The sequence below is a fragment of the Enterobacter sp. H2G27 genome (genome assembly GCF_054403075.1).
Map to the genome: position 1 here is coordinate 1554583 of NZ_JBSVSI010000001.1, position 17086 is coordinate 1571668.

At 54.0% G+C, this 17086-nt stretch carries 20 protein-coding genes and 1 other annotated feature; of the genes, 11 read left to right on the top strand and 9 right to left on the bottom strand.

Features of this window, described 5'->3' with window-relative positions:
* Positions 1–12 precede the first annotated feature (12 nt).
* A complete protein-coding gene (locus tag ACW9E7_RS07360) occupies positions 13–1368 on the top strand; it encodes a 6-phospho-beta-glucosidase (protein WP_115874820.1) in 1356 nt (451 codons plus the stop codon).
* An 11-nt stretch (positions 1369–1379) separates the two neighbouring features.
* A complete protein-coding gene (chbG, locus tag ACW9E7_RS07365; protein WP_458727492.1) occupies positions 1380–2129 on the top strand; it encodes a chitin disaccharide deacetylase in 750 nt (249 codons plus the stop codon).
* An 88-nt stretch (positions 2130–2217) separates the two neighbouring features.
* Here chbG and katE read toward each other — a convergent pair whose 3' ends face one another.
* The gene (gene katE, locus ACW9E7_RS07370; RefSeq protein ID WP_458727493.1) at positions 2218–4467 is read right to left on the bottom strand and encodes a catalase HPII; all 2250 of its coding nucleotides are present in this window, start codon (positions 4465–4467) and stop codon (positions 2218–2220) included.
* A 188-nt stretch (positions 4468–4655) separates the two neighbouring features.
* On the opposite strand from katE, the gene cedA reads away from it, so the two are divergent.
* Positions 4656–4910 (top strand): cell division activator CedA, encoded by a 255-nt coding sequence (gene cedA / locus ACW9E7_RS07375; RefSeq protein WP_072032690.1) that lies wholly within the window; start codon positions 4656–4658, stop codon positions 4908–4910.
* A 49-nt stretch (positions 4911–4959) separates the two neighbouring features.
* Here cedA and ACW9E7_RS07380 read toward each other — a convergent pair whose 3' ends face one another.
* The 3 genes from ACW9E7_RS07380 to hxpB form a co-directional block, all read right to left on the bottom strand.
* Positions 4960–6351, bottom strand: coding sequence for an L-cystine transporter (locus tag ACW9E7_RS07380; RefSeq protein WP_111965608.1), 1392 nt, complete (start codon positions 6349–6351; stop codon positions 4960–4962).
* Between the two features lie 127 nt (positions 6352–6478).
* Complete coding sequence (locus ACW9E7_RS07385; protein ID WP_014883483.1) at positions 6479–7069, bottom strand: metal-dependent hydrolase; 591 nt, start codon at positions 7067–7069, stop codon at positions 6479–6481.
* Positions 7070–7170: 101 nt separating this feature from the next.
* Entirely contained in the window at positions 7171–7842 is a 672-nt protein-coding gene (hxpB, locus tag ACW9E7_RS07390; RefSeq protein WP_458727494.1) for a hexitol phosphatase HxpB, read from the bottom strand.
* A 148-nt stretch (positions 7843–7990) separates the two neighbouring features.
* On the opposite strand from hxpB, the gene ACW9E7_RS07395 reads away from it, so the two are divergent.
* Complete coding sequence (locus tag ACW9E7_RS07395) at positions 7991–8527, top strand: YniB family protein (RefSeq protein ID WP_023311291.1); 537 nt, start codon at positions 7991–7993, stop codon at positions 8525–8527.
* A gap of 36 nt (positions 8528–8563) precedes the next feature.
* On the opposite strand, the gene ACW9E7_RS07400 is transcribed toward ACW9E7_RS07395, so the two are convergent.
* The 3 genes from ACW9E7_RS07400 to pfkB form a co-directional block, all read right to left on the bottom strand.
* The gene (locus ACW9E7_RS07400; RefSeq protein ID WP_024909435.1) at positions 8564–9424 is read right to left on the bottom strand and encodes a fructosamine kinase family protein; all 861 of its coding nucleotides are present in this window, start codon (positions 9422–9424) and stop codon (positions 8564–8566) included.
* Positions 9425–9529: 105 nt separating this feature from the next.
* On the bottom strand, positions 9530–9820 hold the full coding sequence (ghoS, locus tag ACW9E7_RS07405; protein WP_136194712.1) for a type V toxin-antitoxin system endoribonuclease antitoxin GhoS: 291 nt from the start codon (positions 9818–9820) through the stop codon (positions 9530–9532).
* A gap of 106 nt (positions 9821–9926) precedes the next feature.
* On the bottom strand, positions 9927–10859 hold the full coding sequence (pfkB, locus tag ACW9E7_RS07410) for a 6-phosphofructokinase II (protein WP_127732767.1): 933 nt from the start codon (positions 10857–10859) through the stop codon (positions 9927–9929).
* 295 nt (positions 10860–11154) lie between these two features.
* Here pfkB and ACW9E7_RS07415 point away from each other — a divergent pair, with 295 nt between their 5' ends.
* The gene (locus ACW9E7_RS07415; protein ID WP_111965612.1) at positions 11155–11913 is read left to right on the top strand and encodes a DUF481 domain-containing protein; all 759 of its coding nucleotides are present in this window, start codon (positions 11155–11157) and stop codon (positions 11911–11913) included.
* An 80-nt stretch (positions 11914–11993) separates the two neighbouring features.
* On the opposite strand, the gene yniD is transcribed toward ACW9E7_RS07415, so the two are convergent.
* Together yniD and yncL are read right to left on the bottom strand one after the other, a co-directional pair.
* Positions 11994–12101, bottom strand: a complete 108-nt coding sequence (gene yniD / locus ACW9E7_RS07420) for a small membrane protein YniD (protein WP_008500658.1) — start codon at positions 12099–12101, stop codon at positions 11994–11996.
* A 98-nt stretch (positions 12102–12199) separates the two neighbouring features.
* Positions 12200–12400: a stress response membrane protein YncL gene (gene yncL, locus ACW9E7_RS07425; protein ID WP_320717749.1), complete on the bottom strand. Its 201-nt coding sequence runs from the start codon at positions 12398–12400 to the stop codon at positions 12200–12202.
* A 214-nt stretch (positions 12401–12614) separates the two neighbouring features.
* Here yncL and thrS point away from each other — a divergent pair, with 214 nt between their 5' ends.
* The 6 genes from thrS to pheS all read left to right on the top strand — a co-directional run bounded on the left by thrS (position 12615) and on the right by pheS (position 17078).
* A complete protein-coding gene (gene thrS, locus ACW9E7_RS07430) occupies positions 12615–14543 on the top strand; it encodes a threonine--tRNA ligase (RefSeq protein WP_008500657.1) in 1929 nt (642 codons plus the stop codon).
* A gap of 3 nt (positions 14544–14546) precedes the next feature.
* Entirely contained in the window at positions 14547–15089 is a 543-nt protein-coding gene (gene infC / locus ACW9E7_RS07435; protein ID WP_014069901.1) for a translation initiation factor IF-3, read from the top strand.
* Between the two features lie 97 nt (positions 15090–15186).
* The gene (rpmI, locus tag ACW9E7_RS07440; RefSeq protein WP_003030583.1) at positions 15187–15384 is read left to right on the top strand and encodes a 50S ribosomal protein L35; all 198 of its coding nucleotides are present in this window, start codon (positions 15187–15189) and stop codon (positions 15382–15384) included.
* Between the two features lie 50 nt (positions 15385–15434).
* The gene (gene rplT / locus ACW9E7_RS07445) at positions 15435–15791 is read left to right on the top strand and encodes a 50S ribosomal protein L20 (protein WP_000124850.1); all 357 of its coding nucleotides are present in this window, start codon (positions 15435–15437) and stop codon (positions 15789–15791) included.
* A gap of 117 nt (positions 15792–15908) precedes the next feature.
* Positions 15909–16032 (top strand) — a sequence feature (Phe leader region).
* Positions 15914–15958, top strand: a complete 45-nt coding sequence (gene pheM / locus ACW9E7_RS07450) for a pheST operon leader peptide PheM (RefSeq protein ID WP_001386830.1) — start codon at positions 15914–15916, stop codon at positions 15956–15958. It overlaps the preceding feature by 45 nt.
* A 62-nt stretch (positions 16033–16094) precedes the next feature.
* Positions 16095–17078, top strand: a complete 984-nt coding sequence (pheS, locus tag ACW9E7_RS07455) for a phenylalanine--tRNA ligase subunit alpha (protein WP_020884406.1) — start codon at positions 16095–16097, stop codon at positions 17076–17078.
* Positions 17079–17086: the final 8 nt, after the last annotated feature.

The following is a 17086-nucleotide window of genomic DNA, read 5'->3' on the forward strand; positions in this document are numbered from 1 at the left end:
AAGGGAGATATTATGCAGAAGAAATTAAAAGTCGTAACCATTGGTGGCGGCAGCAGCTATACCCCGGAATTACTGGAAGGCTTTCTGAAACGTTATCATGAATTACCAGTCAGCGAATTATGGCTGGTGGACGTTGAGGAAGGTCAGGAAAAGCTGAATATTATTTTCGACCTGTGCAAGCGCATGGTGGAAAAAGCCGGCGTGCCTTTGACCGTGCATAAAACCCTGGACCGTCGTCTGGCGCTGAAAGATGCGGATTTCGTGACCACCCAGCTGCGCGTCGGCCAGCTGAAAGCGCGTGAGCTGGACGAACGTATTCCCCTGAGCCATGGCTATCTGGGGCAGGAGACCAACGGCGCGGGCGGCCTTTTTAAAGGCCTGCGTACCATCCCGGTCATTTTCGACATCGTCAAAGACGTGCAGGAGATCTGCCCGAACGCGTGGGTGATTAACTTCACCAACCCGGCCGGGATGGTGACCGAGGCGGTCTATCGGCATACGAACTTCAAACGTTTTATCGGCGTCTGTAATATTCCGATCGGCATGAAGATGTTCATCCGCGACGTGCTGGAGCTGACCGACAGCGACGACCTCTCAATCGACCTGTTCGGCCTGAACCACATGGTGTTCATTAAAGACGTTATCGTGAACGGTAAATCACGGTTTGCCGAACTGCTGGACGGCGTTGCTTCCGGTCGCCTGACGGCGGCATCGGTGAAAAACATCTTTGACCTGCCGTTTAGCGAAGGGTTGATCCGCTCGCTGAATCTGCTGCCTTGCTCGTATTTGCTTTACTACTTCAAGCAGAAAGAGATGCTGGCCATCGAAATGGGCGAGTACTATAAGGGCGGCGCGCGTGCGCAGATCGTTCAGAAGGTCGAGAAGCAGCTGTTCGATTTGTATAAAGATCCGAACCTGAACGTCAAACCGAAAGAGCTGGAGCAGCGCGGCGGGGCCTACTACTCCGATGCGGCGTGCGAAGTGATCAACGCCATCTACAACGACAAGCAGGCGGAGCACTATGTGAATGTGCCGCATCATGGACATATCGACAATATTCCGGCTGACTGGGCGGTTGAGATGACCTGCATCCTGGGGCGCGAGGGGGCTAAACCGCATCCTCGTATCACCCACTTCGATGACAAGGTCATGGGCCTGATTCATACCATCAAAGGCTTTGAAGTGGCGGCAAGCAATGCGGCGCTAAGCGGCGAACTCAATGACGTGCTGCTGGCGTTGAACCTTAGCCCGCTGGTGCATTCCGACCGCGACGCGGAGCAGCTGGCCAGCGAGATGATCCTGGCGCATGAGAAATGGTTGCCAAACTTTGCCGCTACGATCGAGAAGCTGAAGTTCAAACAGCAATAAGAGGACGCACAATGGAAAACCTGCTGATCGTTAATGCTGATGATTTTGGCCTCTCGAAAGGCCAGAACTACGGCATTATTGAAGCCTGTCGCCGGGGTGTGGTGACCTCTACCACGGCGCTGGTTAATGGTGAGGCGGTTGAACACGCGGCGCAGCTGAGCCGCGAGGTGCCTGAGCTGGGCGTCGGCATGCATTTTGTACTGACGCTCGGGATGCCGCTTTCTCCAATGCCGGGCCTGACGCGCGACGGCCAGCTGGGCAAATGGATTTGGGAACTGGCGGAGCAGGGTGCTCTGCCGCTCGAAGAGATTGCCCGCGAGCTGGAGAGTCAGTTCAACCGCTTTGTTGATGTGTTTGGTAGGGCGCCGACGCACATCGATAGCCATCACCACGTGCATATGATCCCGGCGATTTTCCCAATTGTCGCTGATTTCGCAAAGCGCAACGGCGTCGCGATGCGCGTGGATCGGGAGGTGCGCGGATTGCCGGACTGCGCTGTCACCACCACTGAGGGATTCAGCTGCGCATTTTACGGAGAAGAGATCAGCGACGCGCTGTTCCTGACGGTGCTGGATGATTCCGCCGCGCGAGGGGAACGGTCGCTGGAGGTCATGGCGCATCCTGCCTTTGTCGATAACACCGTGCATAAAAGCGCCTACTGCTGGCCGCGCCTGGCGGAGCTGGATGTCCTGACGTCGCCGTCGTTGAAATACGCGATTGCCGAGCGAGGGTATCGTTTGGGGACGTTCGGGGATCTTTGAAATAAAGCCCGGTGGCGGCTTTGCCTTATCGGGCCTACAAAACCAATCGAATGTAGGCCGGGTAAGCGCAAGCGCCACCCGGCTTTTTTTACGCCGGTATCTGGTCAATCTTGCTGCTTCGCGACCAGACGCGGTGCGCGGCGAGCAAATCAAACAGCTTCGTCATAAAGGCATCGTCAACGTTATCGCCCTCGACAATCCCGTCCTCACCCTGATCGGCTACCTTCAGCTGCGCCTTAAACTGTCGCGCGTCGCCGGACAGCGCGATCGGCTTCAGGTGCTTATAGGCTTCCAGCAGATAATAGACGGCGTCGCCGTTGGTCAGCAGGCTGGCAAGATCTCCGCCCGGAACAATTACCGCATCGACTGTGAGCGATGGCGCACCGGCAAAGGTCGCCGCGACCGGCAGCACAGAACCATCGTCGGCCGTCACTTCACCCATGCGGGAATAGAGCAGTTTGGCATGCACGCCCTGGGTTTTAAGCGCCTGCATAATTCCCAGCACGTCGCTGGCGCGGGTTCTGTCGTTCAGCAGAATGGCGACCACGCGGCCTTTTATCGAGCCGCTCGGCACCGCATACAGGCTCAGAGACGGATCTTTCTTCACCCCGTTAACCTCTTTCGGCGGGGCAAGATTGCGCTGCTCGTCGGTCAGCGTAATGCCCAGGTTGTCCGCAACGCTCTGGGCTAGCTGAATATCAATATGCGCCAGCTGATCGACTACCCGCTCGCGGATGTAGGTGCGCACCACTTTGCTCAGCTCAAAGCTGAAGCCGCCGATGATGTGCTGTTGCTCAATCGGCGTCTGGCTGTTCCAGAACAGGCGAGGGTGGGCGTAATATTCGCCGAACGAGGGGCTACGCTCGCGAATTTTGTTGCCATCGATACGCTCCTGGTACGATTCGAAGCCACCGCGTTTCGGCCCGGGAGGGGTTTCACGCGGCCAGTTATCGTTGATGGAGTTCGGCTCATAGTTAGCCGGGTTGGTATCAATATCCTGACGGTGCATCCCGTCGCGCTGGAAGTTATGGTACGGGCAGGTTGGGCGGTTAATCGGAATTTCGTGGAAGTTCGGCCCGCCGAGTCGGCTGATCTGCGTATCGGTATAGGAGAACAGGCGTCCCTGCAGGAGCGGATCGTTGGTGAAGTCCAGCCCCGGCACGATATGCCCCGGGTGGAACGCGGCCTGCTCGTTTTCGGCAAAGAAATTATCCGGGTTGCGGTTGAGCACCATTTTACCTACCAGCTGCACCGGTACCAGCTCTTCCGGGATCAGCTTCGTCGGGTCAAGCAGGTCGAAATCGAACCTAAATTCGTCCTCTTCCGGAATGAGCTGCAGACCCAGCTCGTACTCCGGGAAGTCGCCCGCTTCAATGGACTCCCACAGCTCGCGGCGATGGAAGTCCGGATCGCGCCCGGTTAGCTTCTGCGCCTCGTCCCACACCAGCGAGGCTTTACCCGCAACCGGCTTCCAGTGGAAACGGACCAACGTGGCTTTCCCCTCGGCGTTGATCATCCGGAAGGTGTGGATGCCAAACCCTTCCATAGTGCGGTAGCTGCGGGGGATGCCGCGATCTGACATCGCCCACATCACGTTGTGTAAGGTTTCAGGCTGCAGGGAGACATAGTCCCAGAAGGTGTCGTGCGCGCTTTGTCCCTGCGGTATGGCCCAGTGGGGCTCCGGTTTTACCGCATGGACAAAGTCAGGAAATTTATGCGCGTCCTGAATGAAAAACACCGGCGTATTATTGCCGACCAGATCGAAAATCCCCTCTTCGGTATAAAACTTGGTGGCAAAGCCGCGGATATCCCGGACGGTATCTGCCGACCCCGCACCGCCCTGCACGGTGGAGAAACGCACAAACACCGGGGTGATTTTATCCGGGTCGGAGAGGAAATCCGCTTTGGTGATCGCTTTCAGGCTCTTGTAGGGCTGGAAGTAGCCGTGCGCAGCGGAACCGCGCGCGTGGACGATACGTTCCGGTATCCGCTCGTGGTCGAAGTGGGTAATTTTTTCCCGCAGGATAAAGTCTTCCAGCAGGGTAGGCCCGCGCGCGCCTGCGCGAAGGGAGTTCTGATCGTCAGTAATGCGTACGCCCTGATTGGTGGTGAGCGCAAAACCTTCGCCGCCTTTACGGTGTGGCTCAAGAGATTTCAGCTTCTCGTTTCCCGTATCCGGCGATTTCATGCTTCCCGGTGCGGTAGGCTCTTCTCCCGGCGCGGAAGGGCCAGGGGAGGGGCGGTGAGAGCCGTCAGCAGGGGCGAGAGAGTCCATACCCGGTTGAGATTCTTCAGTGCCATGAATCGGTGATTGATGTGTTTTATCTTTGTTCGACATTGCACGCTTCTCCTTTATCCATTGCTAAAAACCCTATTAAGGATAGAACAATGTCGCGACATGGTTCGCGAACTAAGAGTTTTCACATGACGTGATTAACGAAAGGAGCCCTCTCACCCACTCGGGGCGCGACGGAAGGCAGCAGGATCGGCTATCATAGAGTTTTCCTGCTTCAAGAATTTGCTTTAGTGAACCAGTCGCTTATGAAACCTCTTCGTCAACAAAACCGCCAGGTTATTAGCTATGTGCCCCGCGTTGAGCCCGCGCCGCCTGACCATGCCCTGAAAGTGGAGGGTTTTCGCGATGTCTGGCTGCTGCGGGGGAAATACGTGGCCTTTGTGCTGATCGGCGAACATTTCCGTCGCTCACCCACCTTTACGGTGCCGGAGTCAGCGCAGCGGTGGGCGATGCAGATCCGCCAGGATGAAGAGGTTGAGGAATAACAGCCATAAAAAAACCGCCATCAGGCGGTTTTTTTATTTCAGACGGTGATTAACGGTGCGCCAGCTCGGCGTCGTCTTCACTTTCCAGAATCGTTTTGTCGGTCTGCTTCAGCCACTGGCTGGTCAGCGTGCCGGCGGTCATGGAGCCGCTCACGTTCAGCGCGGTACGACCCATGTCGATCAGCGGTTCAACGGAGATCAGCAGGGCGACCAGCGTCACGGGCAGACCCAGCGCAGGCAGCACAATCAGCGCGGCGAAGGTTGCGCCACCGCCAACACCCGCAACGCCTGCGGAGCTTACGGTAACAATCCCGACCAGCGTGGCGATCCAGACCGGATCAAGTGGGTTGATGCCGACTGTAGGAGCAACCATCACCGCCAGCATCGCCGGGTAAAGACCCGCACAGCCGTTCTGACCAATGGTAGCACCAAAGGAGGCAGAGAAGCTGGCGATGGATTCAGGCACGCCCAGACGACGGGTCTGCGCTTCCACGTTCAGCGGGATAGACGCGGCGCTGGAGCGGCTGGTGAAGGCAAAGGTCAGTACCGGCCAGACTTTACGGAAGTACTTCAGCGGGCTGACGCCGTTCACGCCCAGCAGGATGCCGTGCACCACGAACATAATGCCCAGGCCCAGATAAGAGGCGACAACGAAGCTGCCCAGCTTGATGATGTCCTGCAGGTTAGAGCCTGCAACCACTTTGGTCATCAGCGCCAGCACGCCGTACGGGGTCAGCTGCATCACCAGACGTACCAGCTTCATCACCCAGCTTTGCAGGGTATCAATCGCGGTCAGCACGCGTTCGCCTTTAGGCGCGTCGTCTTTCAGCAGCTTCAGCGCCGCTACGCCCAGGAACGCGGCGAAAATAACCACGCTGATGATCGAGGTTGGGCTCGCACCGGTCAGGTCAGCAAACGGGTTCTTCGGAATGAAGGAGAGCACCATCTGCGGCACGGTCAGATCAGCCACTTTACCAACGTAGTTGGTCTGAATCGCGGTCAGACGCGCCGTTTCAGCGGTACCCTGAACCAGGCCTTCTGCGGTCAGGCCAAACAGGTTGGTGACCAGCACACCCACCAGCGCGGCAATCAGCGTGGTGAACAGCAGCGTACCAATGGTCAGGAAGCTGATTTTTCCCAGCTGAGTCGCGTTATGCAGGCGGGCAACGGCGCTCAGAATAGAGGCGAACACCAGCGGCATAACGATCATCTGCAGCAGCTGGACATAGCCGTTACCGACGATGTTGAACCACTGAATGGAATCTTTAAGAACTGGATTATCGGAGCCATAAATTGCCTGTAATGCCAGACCAAATACGACACCCATGGCCAGACCAACCAGCACCTTTTTCGCCAGGCTCCACTGTTTGTGGCGCGCCTGCGCGAGAAGCAATAGCAATACAGCGAACACAACGACGTTCGCGATGAGTGGAAAATTCATCCCCGTTCTCCTGATTTATTATCGGGTCGGTTTTTACCGATCCTGTTGGCGGAAGGTTAGCAGAAGTGTGATGTAGCGCTTATATCCAAATGGAATGGGTTATGACAAATGGGATAATTTTGTTGGTTTATTGTTCAATCTGGTGATGAATAAAGCGATTGAACTGAAATTGCAGCGAATTAATCATCTGGGAAGACCAGCGGACTGCACTGTTTTCGGGCAACGTTTGCGGCATCCAGACGGCGTAAGCAAACAGCGCCATGCACAATACCCGCTCAAGCTGGTTACCTTTTTGCGGCGCAAGGATGGGAAAACGGAAACGCCAGCGGCAGGGCCAAAGTAGCGGCACGCCCGCAGGCGTCAGCATATCGGCAAGGATATGGCTTAAATAGCCCAGCACCATCCCCTGGATAGCGTCAGCGGGGACGATCCAGCTTTCGGGCACTTTTAAATAGAACAGCGTCAGCAGGCCAAACACGGCCAGCAGGCTGTGCGTAAACCCCCGGTGGCCGAACGCGCGGGCGATGGGTTTAGACACCCACTTCAGGCGCTGTCCGAGGAAGGACTTGGGGTGGTCGATGTCGGGCAGCAGACAGGTCAATACGGCGGAAGGAACAATATGCCACCAGTCCCCCTGTGCCAGCACGGGGGTAAGTTCAGCGTTTTTGGCAAATACTGCGCACGCGATTGAAAAAAGCAGGTGGCCTTCCGCCGTCATGATAAAACCCACAAAACTGTCAATTCATACAGTATAGGGTTTTTATACAGTAGGCGGAAGAGGTGACGGTGTAACTGTTTGTCACAAACCGGAGGAGAGAGTTAACCGCCCTGCAGATGATGCGCCGTGAGTTCTGCCAGTGAATTTAGCTTCACATCGGCGAGGGCAAACCGGGGATCGTGGCGGCCTTCTTCCGCAGGCACCACAATGGAGCGCATCCGCGCGGCTTTAGAGGCGACCATGCCGTTAACGGAGTCTTCCAGCGCAACGCAGTTGAGGGGATCCAGGCCGAGCTTAGCGGCGCAGTCCAGATAGACCTGCGGGTGCGGCTTGCTGTAAGGCAATTTTTCAGCGGACGCCAGCGCGTCGAAACTGTCGCGCAGTTCAAACATGACGAGCACTTTTTCCAGCATATGCAGCGGTGAAGCCGAGGCCAGTCCGACCTTCAGCCCCTGGGCTTTACACAGCGTGACGGCCTCACGTACGCCGGGCAGCAGCGGCTTGTTCTCTTCCACCAGCGAAATGGCACGGCTGATAATGCGCGCGGTTACCTCGTCTCGACCCGGTCCAGTCCACGGCTGTTGGGCAAACCATAGGTCAACCACCATATCGATGCGCAGGCCCAGCGTATCGGGTAGTTCATTACGGCGGCTGATATCCACGCCCAGGCTGGCCATAACGTCCAGTTCGGCGCGATCCCACAGCGGTTCGGAATCGATCAGTAATCCATCCATGTCAAAAATTGCGGCAAGTATTTGGCGCGGTGTCGACATCACAACGTCTCCTTATCCAGGGTGTACGACAGACGATAAGTGCTAAGCACAATCTGCAATTTAGCATATTGCTTTTAAAGAGCGGGCGAAATTGATGACCAGCAGGTAGACTTAGGCACAAATAACGCGTCTTTATGAAGAGGAACTGATGACGTATCAACAAGCTGGACGCATTGCGGTCTTAAAACGTATTGCAGGCTGGGTGATTTTTATTCCTGCCGTCATTTCTACGCTGATTTCTGTACTCAAATTTATGTACGACCACAGCGAAAAACAGCCGGGTATCAATGCGGTAATGCTTGATTTTGCGCATGTCATGATTGAGATGATGCGTTTTAATACGCCATTTTTGAATGTTTTCTGGTTTAACTCACCCACCCCGGATTTTCATCAACAGCTGAATATCGGCTTTTGGGTGATATACGCCCTGATCTTTGTCGCGCTGGCACTGCAGGCCTCTGGGGCGCGAATGAGCCGTCAGACGCGCTTTTTACGCGAAGGCGTTGAGGATCAGTTGATTCTGGAGCAGGCCAAAGGCCCGGAAGGCATGAGTCGGGAGCAGATTGAATCCCGCATTGTTGTGCCGCGTCACACCATTTTCCTGCAAATTTTCCCGCTCTATATTCTTCCCGTGATTATCATTGTGGCGGGATATTTCTTCTTCTCACTGCTCGGTTTTCTGTAAGCGACACGGGTGGCTGCATAGCCACCCGTTCGCGTCTCAGGCGGCAAGCATACGCTCAAGTGCCCGCTGCGCGTTAACAAGGTGTTCTCCGCCAAAAAGAATGGCTCGGTTCATCAGGGTATAAAGCTGATACACCGGCTGGCGGTCGAGGAAACCGGGCGGCAGGGGAGAAACCGACTGATAACCATCATATATTTGCGGCGGCTGTTCAGGATGCAGCGGCAGCATGGCAAGATCGCACTCTCTGTCACCCCAGTAGCAGGCCGGGTCGAAGATGTAGGGGCCGTTTGGACCCAGCGCGCAGTTATCGGACCATAAGTCGCCGTGAAGCAGAGACGCCTGAGGCTGGTGGGAGGCCAGACGCTGCTGAACATGCTCGACGATGGCATCAATATTGCCAAATTCCAGCCCTTTCTCGGCGGCAAGTTCAAGCTGCCAGCCAATGCGCTGCTCGGCAAAAAAAGTCGACCAGCGACGCTGCCAGGCATTGGGTTGTGGCGTGGTGGAGAGGTCGTTGTCAAAATCGAGCCCAAACTGCGGCTGGTCGCTCCACTGATGGAGGCGCGCTAGCTGCTGGCCAAGAATGAATGCATTATGCGCGTCCAGCGGACGGGCGGGGAGGTACTCCATCACCAGGAAACTGTAATCGCGGTCGCTACCTACGGCCAGAACCTGTGGGACCGTCACCGTTTTACTGCGCGACAACAGCTCCAGCTGATCGGCTTCGGCGGTAAATATCGGAAGCAGCTCTCGTTCATCGCATTTAACGAAAAGATCGCGCCCTGCGTAGCGTAAATGCCACGCGGCGTGGATCTCACCGCCTGGCAGTTCGTTACGCAGTTCAATTTCACCTTCACCCAGCTGCTCACGTAAAAGATGACTGATAGCCTGCCACATGTTCACTCTCCCATGTTGTCTGCCAGATCATAAAGTTAGCGCATAATTGCGGTAAAAAAATACGAACTAACGCACACCTGAGCGGTTTAAATTCATGCAGCGCACTTATTGTTCTTTTTTTCGCCAGCTTTCCCAGGTTTCCACGTTAATTTCGCCAGGCTTGTCGGTCACGCTCTCCACCAGACTGGCGGCCAGCGCTTGAACCTCTTCCTGGCTCAGGGCGCCGATCAGACCAAATGTCAGGGTGCCTAAATCATGAATATTGCCTTCGTCATCCGTCAGCGTGAGGAGAAAATTAGCCCGGGTAAACGCATTGTTGAGCTCATTCAGCTCGGTCAGCGATGCCTCATGAAGGTTGATGGTCACGACGTAGCGTGTGATGTCACCACTGCTCATAATTCACCTCATTGTTATCATGGAAGTTTTCTTAGCATAGTCGATAGTTTGCGTTTGGCGACTCGGTGATGACATTCCCCTCCGTAAAGACGAAGGGGAACAGGCGTTAATTTCGGGACAGGTAATCGACGATTTTTTGCGTATCGGCAAGTGAACAGAGACGCGTGCCCTGGTTGATGGTGGCGGCGCTACCCGCCGCCACGCCGTAGCGTGTCATTTCGAGCAGAGACGCGCCCTGCGCCAGTTTGAGCGTCATCGCGCCCACCATGCTGTCACCCGCGCCAACCGTGCTCTGACTCTTCATCGGCGGCGGAACAACCTGAACGGATGACGATTCATCAACTGCAAGCGCCCCCTGAGGGCCAAGGGAGACGACTACGCGCCGCGCTTTGCCGCTGCGCACCAGCTCCTGCGCGGCGGTGCGAACATCGTCAGGCTGCGTCAGTTCGCGGTTGACCAGCGCGCTTAACTCTTTCTGGTTGGGTTTGACCAACTCCAGATTGCCCGGCACCAGTGCCGCCTGCAGGGCCTCGCCGCTGCTGTCAACGATGCAGCGGATACCGCGTTGCTGTGCAGCCTGAATCAGCGCCGTCAATTTTTCCGTGCTGACGCCAGGCGGCAGGCTGCCGCTTACCACCAGCAGCGCGCCGCTTTCTATCGTCAGCACTTTTTCTTCAAGCTGACGGAACTCGTCATCGGTAAGTTTCGCGCCCGGCATGACAAACCGGTACTGTTCGCCGCTGGATCCCACGTGGACATGCAGGTTTTGCCGCGTCCAGTCTTTCGCCTCGACGGTGTCTACGGCCACCTGTTCATCGGCCAGCAGAGAGACCAGGTGTTCACCGGTAGCACCACCTGCGGGAAAAATGGCCGTGGCTTTGCCGCCGAGATGGGTAATGGCGCGTGCCACGTTGATCCCGCCGCCGCCAGGCTCAAAGACCGGGGCGCTACAGCGCAATTTACCTTCCGGGTAAATCTGCGGCGTCAGGGTGGCGGAATCAAGGGAAGGGGAGAGCGTCAGGGTGTAGATAGAAACCATCATTACCTCCTTTTAGCATGGGTTCCTTTTAGTCTGGCACCATTTGTCAGGAAGGCAATGTAAATAACAGTATGATTTTAAATATGAATACTGAATAAAAGTCAGGCCGGAGATATATAAAATAAAACGCTTTTTGAGATCGTTCTTATTCAAAAAATGAAATAAGAAAACATTGCTATGTTATTTGCGACTTTTTATAATTTGTTACCTTTCTCTGGACGCCTTGTCATTGATCCTCAAGAAAGATTCCGGGACCGTGTGGTCTCTTTTTTTGTTGTACGGACTCCTTAATAAAATGAAGCTTTTAAAGACAGTGCCCGCTGCACTGATGCTGGCGGGTGGCGTGTTTGCGGCTATGAACGCGACCGCCGATGATTCCGTTTTTACTGTCATGGACGATCCATCCACCGCGAAAAAACCGTTTGAAGGTAACCTGAATGCTGGGTACCTGGCACAATCCGGTAACACGAAAAGCTCTTCTCTGACGGCGGACAGTACGCTCACATGGTACGGTAATACTACCGCCTGGTCTCTGTGGGGTAATGCCAGCAACACTTCCGCTAACGACGAACGTTCTTCCGAGAAATATGCGGTAGGCGGACGTAGCCGTTACAACATGACCGACTATGACTATCTGTTTGGTCAGGGGAGCTGGTTAACCGACCGTTACAACGGTTATCGCCAGCGCGATGTCTTCACCGCCGGTTATGGTCGTCAGTTCCTGAACGGACCGGTACACAGCTTCCGTTTTGAATTCGGTCCGGGTGTGCGTTATGACGAATACACCAATGGCGATACCAAAACTCAACCGCTCGGTTACGCTTCCGGTACCTATGCCTGGCAGATGACTGACAACACCAAATTTACCCAGGGTGTTTCTGTATTTGGTGCCGACGATACGACGTTGAACTCTGAGACGGCGCTTAACGTGGCTATCAACGAACACTTTGGTCTGAAACTCGCCTACAACGTGACCTGGAACTCTTCACCACCAGAATCTGCACCGGATCATACCGACCGCAGAACCACGGTTTCACTGGGTTATAGAATGTAATAAAAGCGGGCCGATGATGATGTCGGCCCGTTTATTGTCTGTGACTTTTTGATGTCCCTTCTGATGACCTGCATTCGCCCCTAGCCCCAAATCATTGCCGCCCAACGGAGTAGCAGCATTGCGCCGCAGATGGCAATCAGCACCAGCACCATTTTCCAGTGTTTTACGGCAAATCGTTTTGTTGGCATAACCTAATCCTTGTTCGTTAATATCCACAGTCTACCAAACAGGGCCGAAATATGCCCCTTTTCAGGATCGATTGGGTTATGCCAGCGAAGGGTCTGGCTCAGAACCAGTGGAATCGTTCGGCGAGAATCAACAATAAACCTGTGGCGGAAAGGATGTTCAATATCACAACCGTTCTACTGGATACGTTCATGGTATGCACCTTTGGGTTTAAGGACCTGTTCAAGAGTAGCCCAGCATCATCGAAATGCGAGCGCAGGGGAGAAGCAACCTGCAAATTCGTGCGAAAGTGCCAGCCCATCAATCTGGCCGCAGAGGGTGCAATCTCCTTTCCGTTAGTGTTAACATTACGTCGCTTGCCGTAAATCCGAATTAATCTGAATTCGGCAGGTGAATGATGACGAACCAATTTGACGATTGTTGGTCAGATGGTGTCGTAATCTATTGTCAAATCACGATTATTTTCTTTGTATATGCTCTTATGTGTGGGGCATCACTGCAAATAAGGATATAAAATGCCTGTAATTACTCTTCCTGATGGCAGCCAACGCCATTTCGACCGTGCTGTTAGCCCAATGGATGTTGCCCTGGACATTGGTCCTGGTCTCGCGAAAGCGACTATTGCTGGCCGTGTTAACGGTGAGCTGGTGGATGCCTCCGATCTGATTGAAAACGATGCGACGCTTGCCATCATCACCGCGAAAGACGAAGAAGGTCTGGAGATCATTCGTCACTCCTGCGCGCACCTGTTAGGTCATGCCATCAAACAGCTGTGGCCAAACACCAAAATGGCGATCGGTCCGGTTATCGACAATGGTTTCTACTACGACGTTGACCTTGACCATACTCTGACTCAGGAAGATATCGACGCGCTCGAAAAACGTATGCACGAGCTCGCCGAAACGAACTATGACGTCATCAAGAAGAAAGTCAGCTGGCACGAAGCGCGTGAAACCTTCGTGAAGCGCGGCGAGAGCTATAAAGTCTCTATTCTTGACGAAAATATTTCCCATGATGACAAGCCTGGCTTGTACCATCACGAAGAATACGTCGACATGTGCCGTGGACCGCACGTGCCGAACATGCGCTTCTGTCATCACTTTAAGCTGATGAAGATCGCCGGCGCCTACTGGCGCGGTGACAGCAACAACAAGATGTTGCAGCGTATCTATGGTACCGCGTGGGCCGATAAAAAAGCCCTGAACGCGTACCTGCTGCGCCTGGAAGAGGCGGCGAAGCGTGACCATCGTAAAATCGGCAAGCAGCTTGACCTGTACCACATGCAGGAAGAAGCGCCGGGTATGGTGTTCTGGCATAACGACGGCTGGACCATCTTCCGTGAGCTCGAAACGTTCGTACGCTCCAAGCTGAAAGAGTACCAGTATCAGGAAGTAAAAGGCCCGTTCATGATGGACCGTGTGCTCTGGGAAAAAACCGGCCACTGGGACAACTACAAAGATGCGATGTTCACCACCTCGTCTGAGAACCGTGAATACTGCATCAAGCCAATGAACTGCCCGGGTCACGTTCAGATCTTTAACCAGGGTCTGAAATCCTACCGCGACCTGCCGCTGCGTATGGCGGAGTTCGGTAGCTGCCACCGTAACGAACCATCAGGTGCGTTGCACGGTCTGATGCGTGTTCGTGGCTTTACTCAGGATGATGCGCATATCTTCTGTACTGAAGATCAGGTCCGTGACGAAGTTAACGCCTGTATTCGTATGGTCTACGATATGTACAGCACCTTTGGCTTCGAGAAGATCGTGGTCAAACTCTCAACGCGTCCGGAAAAACGTATCGGCAGCGATGAGACCTGGGATCGCGCAGAAGCGGATCTCGCCGTGGCGCTGGAAGAGAACGGCATTCCGTTCGAATACCAGCTGGGTGAGGGCGCATTCTACGGTCCGAAAATTGAATTTACCCTGTATGACTGCCTCGATCGCGCATGGCAGTGCGGTACTGTACAGCTGGACTTCTCCCTGCCGCAGCGTTTAAGCGCCTCTTATGTTGGCGAAGACAACGAGCGTCAGGTACCGGTAATGATTCACCGCGCAATTCTTGGTTCACTGGAGCGCTTCATCGGCATCCTGACCGAAGAGTTCGCTGGCTTCTTCCCAACCTGGCTTGCGCCAGTGCAGGTCGTGGTGATGAACATTACCGATTCTCAGGCGGATTACGTTAAAGAATTGACGCAGAAACTACAAAATGCGGGCATTCGCGTAAAAGCAGACTTGAGAAATGAGAAGATTGGCTTTAAAATCCGCGAGCACACTTTACGTCGTGTCCCGTATATGTTGGTCTGTGGTGATAAAGAGGTGGAAGCAGGCAAAGTTGCCGTTCGCACCCGCCGTGGTAAAGACCTGGGCAGCCTGGACGTAAGTGAAGTGATTGAGAAGCTGCAACAAGAGATTCGCAGCCGCAGTCTTCAACAACTGGAGGAATAAGGTATTAAAGGCGGAAAACGAGTTCAAACGGCACGTCCGAATCGTATCAATGGCGAGATTCGCGCCCAGGAAGTTCGCTTAACAGATCTTGAAGGTGAACCACTGGGGATTGTGAGTCTGAGAGAAGCGATCGAAAAAGCTGAAGAAGCTGGAGTAGATTTAGTTGAAATCAGCCCTAACGCCGAACCGCCAGTTTGTCGTATCATGGACTACGGCAAGTTCCTTTATGAAAAGAGTAAGTCTTCTAAGGAACAGAAGAAGAAGCAAAAAGTTATCCAGGTTAAGGAAATCAAATTCCGTCCTGGTACCGACGATGGCGATTATCAGGTAAAACTCCGCAGCCTGATTCGCTTTCTGGAAGATGGCGATAAGGCCAAGATCACACTGCGTTTCCGCGGTCGTGAGATGGCCCACCAACAGATTGGTATGGAAGTGCTTAACCGCGTCCGTGACGATCTGAGTGAACTGGCAGTAGTCGAATCCTTCCCTACGAAGATCGAAGGCCGCCAGATGATCATGGTGCTCGCTCCTAAGAAGAAACAGTAAGGCCTTCAAGCAGCAAAATCTGTGGAGCCTTCGGGTTTCATAGGTTTTGTTCGCCTATGTTTCGTTTATTTAACAATGCGAAGTGGAAGTTATTAAGATGCCAAAAATTAAGACCGTACGCGGTGCTGCTAAGCGCTTCAAAAAAACCGGTGGTGGTGGATTTAAGCGTAAGCACGCAAACCTGCGTCATATTCTGACCAAAAAATCTACTAAGCGTAAACGTCACCTGCGTCCAAAAGGCCTCGTTTCTAAAGGCGATCTGGGTCTGGTTATCGCGTGCCTGCCGTACGCATAAGCCGTTAACGTTTAATTTTTTACTAAGAATATAGATACAGGAGAGCACATATGGCTCGCGTAAAACGTGGTGTAATTGCACGTGCACGTCACAAGAAAATTTTGAAACAAGCTAAAGGCTACTACGGTGCGCGTTCACGCGTTTACCGCGTTGCCTTCCAGGCTGTTATCAAAGCAGGTCAGTACGCTTACCGTGACCGTCGTCAGCGTAAGCGTCAGTTCCGTCAACTGTGGATTGCGCGTATCAACGCAGCAGCACGTCAGAACGGTATTTCTTACAGCAAATTCATCAACGGCCTGAAAAAAGCCTCTGTTGAAATCGACCGTAAGATCCTGGCTGACATCGCAGTATTCGACAAAGTAGCGTTCACCGCTCTGGTCGAAAAAGCGAAAGCAGCACTGGCATAAGCCAGTTGAGAGAGGGGGCCTGGCTCCCTCTTTTCATATAACCTTGTAAGAAGATTGACATTTACCCGTGCAGGCTTTTCAATAAGGTCTTAACGGTTTTTACCAGACAAGGTAACGCAAGCATGAATGCTGCTATTTTCCGCTTCTTCTTTTACTTTAGCACCTGATTTCAGGAGGCTAGCGCGTGAAAGATGAAACGAAAAACAGCGCAGATAAGCCTCCCGATGGAGGCTTTTTTTGTGCCTGAATTTGAGAGAATAACTCCACCAAATCGGTGTCTGCACCGACATAATGAGGAAAATCATGTCACATCTCGCAGAGCTGGTTGCCAGTGCAACAGCCGCCATTAATCAGGCCTCAGATGTTGCCGCGTTAGACAATGTCCGCGTCGAATATCTTGGGAAGAAAGGGCACCTGACCCTTCAGATGACAACCCTGCGTGAGCTGCCGCCAGAAGAACGTCCGGCAGCGGGAGCGGTGATTAACGAAGCCAAGGAGCAGGTACAGCAGGCGCTTAACGCACGTAAAGCCGAGCTGGAAAGCGCTGTGCTGAATGCGCGTCTGGCCGCAGAGACGATCGACGTCTCTCTGCCGGGTCGCCGCATCGAGAACGGCGGTCTGCACCCGGTTACCCGCACTATCGATCGCATTGAAAGTTTCTTCGGTGAGCTCGGCTTTACCGTGGCGACTGGCCCGGAAATCGAAGATGATTACCATAACTTCGACGCCCTGAACATTCCTGGCCATCATCCGGCACGCGCTGACCACGACACTTTCTGGTTCGACGCAACGCGTCTGCTGCGTACTCAGACCTCCGGCGTTCAGATCCGTACCATGAAGGAGCAGGAACCGCCGATCCGTATTATCGCGCCGGGCCGCGTCTATCGTAACGACTACGATCAGACCCATACCCCAATGTTCCACCAGATGGAAGGCCTGATTGTTGATAAAAACATCAGCTTCACCAACCTGAAGGGCACGCTGCACGATTTCCTGAACAACTTCTTTGAGGAAGATCTGCAGGTTCGTTTCCGTCCGTCCTACTTCCCGTTCACCGAACCGTCTGCGGAAGTTGACGTGATGGGTAAAAACGGCAAATGGCTGGAAGTGCTGGGCTGCGGCATGGTGCATCCAAACGTGCTGCGCAACGTAGGTATCGATCCGGAAGTCTACTCCGGCTTTGCCTTCGGTATGGGCATGGAGCGTCTGACCATGCTGCGCTACGGCGTGACCGACTTACGTGCATTCTTCGAAAACGATCTGCGTTTCCTCAAACAGTTTAAATAAGGGCAGGA

Excerpts from the sequence above, each read along its gene's own strand:
- ACW9E7_RS07360 (WP_115874820.1), top strand. The coding sequence starts at position 13 with ATGCAGAAGAAATTAAAAGTCGTAACCATTGGTGGCGGCAGCAGCTAT.
- chbG (WP_458727492.1), top strand. The coding sequence starts at position 1,380 with ATGGAAAACCTGCTGATCGTTAATGCTGATGATTTTGGCCTCTCGAAA.
- katE (WP_458727493.1), bottom strand. The coding sequence starts at position 4,467 with ATGTCGAACAAAGATAAAACACATCAATCACCGATTCATGGCACTGAA.
- ACW9E7_RS07380 (WP_111965608.1), bottom strand. The coding sequence starts at position 6,351 with ATGAATTTTCCACTCATCGCGAACGTCGTTGTGTTCGCTGTATTGCTA.
- ACW9E7_RS07385 (WP_014883483.1), bottom strand. The coding sequence starts at position 7,069 with ATGACGGCGGAAGGCCACCTGCTTTTTTCAATCGCGTGCGCAGTATTT.
- hxpB (WP_458727494.1), bottom strand. The coding sequence starts at position 7,842 with ATGTCGACACCGCGCCAAATACTTGCCGCAATTTTTGACATGGATGGA.
- ACW9E7_RS07395 (WP_023311291.1), top strand. The coding sequence starts at position 7,991 with ATGACGTATCAACAAGCTGGACGCATTGCGGTCTTAAAACGTATTGCA.
- ACW9E7_RS07400 (WP_024909435.1), bottom strand. The coding sequence starts at position 9,424 with ATGTGGCAGGCTATCAGTCATCTTTTACGTGAGCAGCTGGGTGAAGGT.
- ghoS (WP_136194712.1), bottom strand. The coding sequence starts at position 9,820 with ATGAGCAGTGGTGACATCACACGCTACGTCGTGACCATCAACCTTCAT.
- pfkB (WP_127732767.1), bottom strand. The coding sequence starts at position 10,859 with ATGGTTTCTATCTACACCCTGACGCTCTCCCCTTCCCTTGATTCCGCC.
- ACW9E7_RS07415 (WP_111965612.1), top strand. The coding sequence starts at position 11,155 with ATGAAGCTTTTAAAGACAGTGCCCGCTGCACTGATGCTGGCGGGTGGC.
- yniD (WP_008500658.1), bottom strand. The coding sequence starts at position 12,101 with ATGCCAACAAAACGATTTGCCGTAAAACACTGGAAAATGGTGCTGGTG.
- yncL (WP_320717749.1), bottom strand. The coding sequence starts at position 12,400 with ATGGGCTGGCACTTTCGCACGAATTTGCAGGTTGCTTCTCCCCTGCGC.
- thrS (WP_008500657.1), top strand. The coding sequence starts at position 12,615 with ATGCCTGTAATTACTCTTCCTGATGGCAGCCAACGCCATTTCGACCGT.
- rpmI (WP_003030583.1), top strand. The coding sequence starts at position 15,187 with ATGCCAAAAATTAAGACCGTACGCGGTGCTGCTAAGCGCTTCAAAAAA.
- rplT (WP_000124850.1), top strand. The coding sequence starts at position 15,435 with ATGGCTCGCGTAAAACGTGGTGTAATTGCACGTGCACGTCACAAGAAA.
- pheS (WP_020884406.1), top strand. The coding sequence starts at position 16,095 with ATGTCACATCTCGCAGAGCTGGTTGCCAGTGCAACAGCCGCCATTAAT.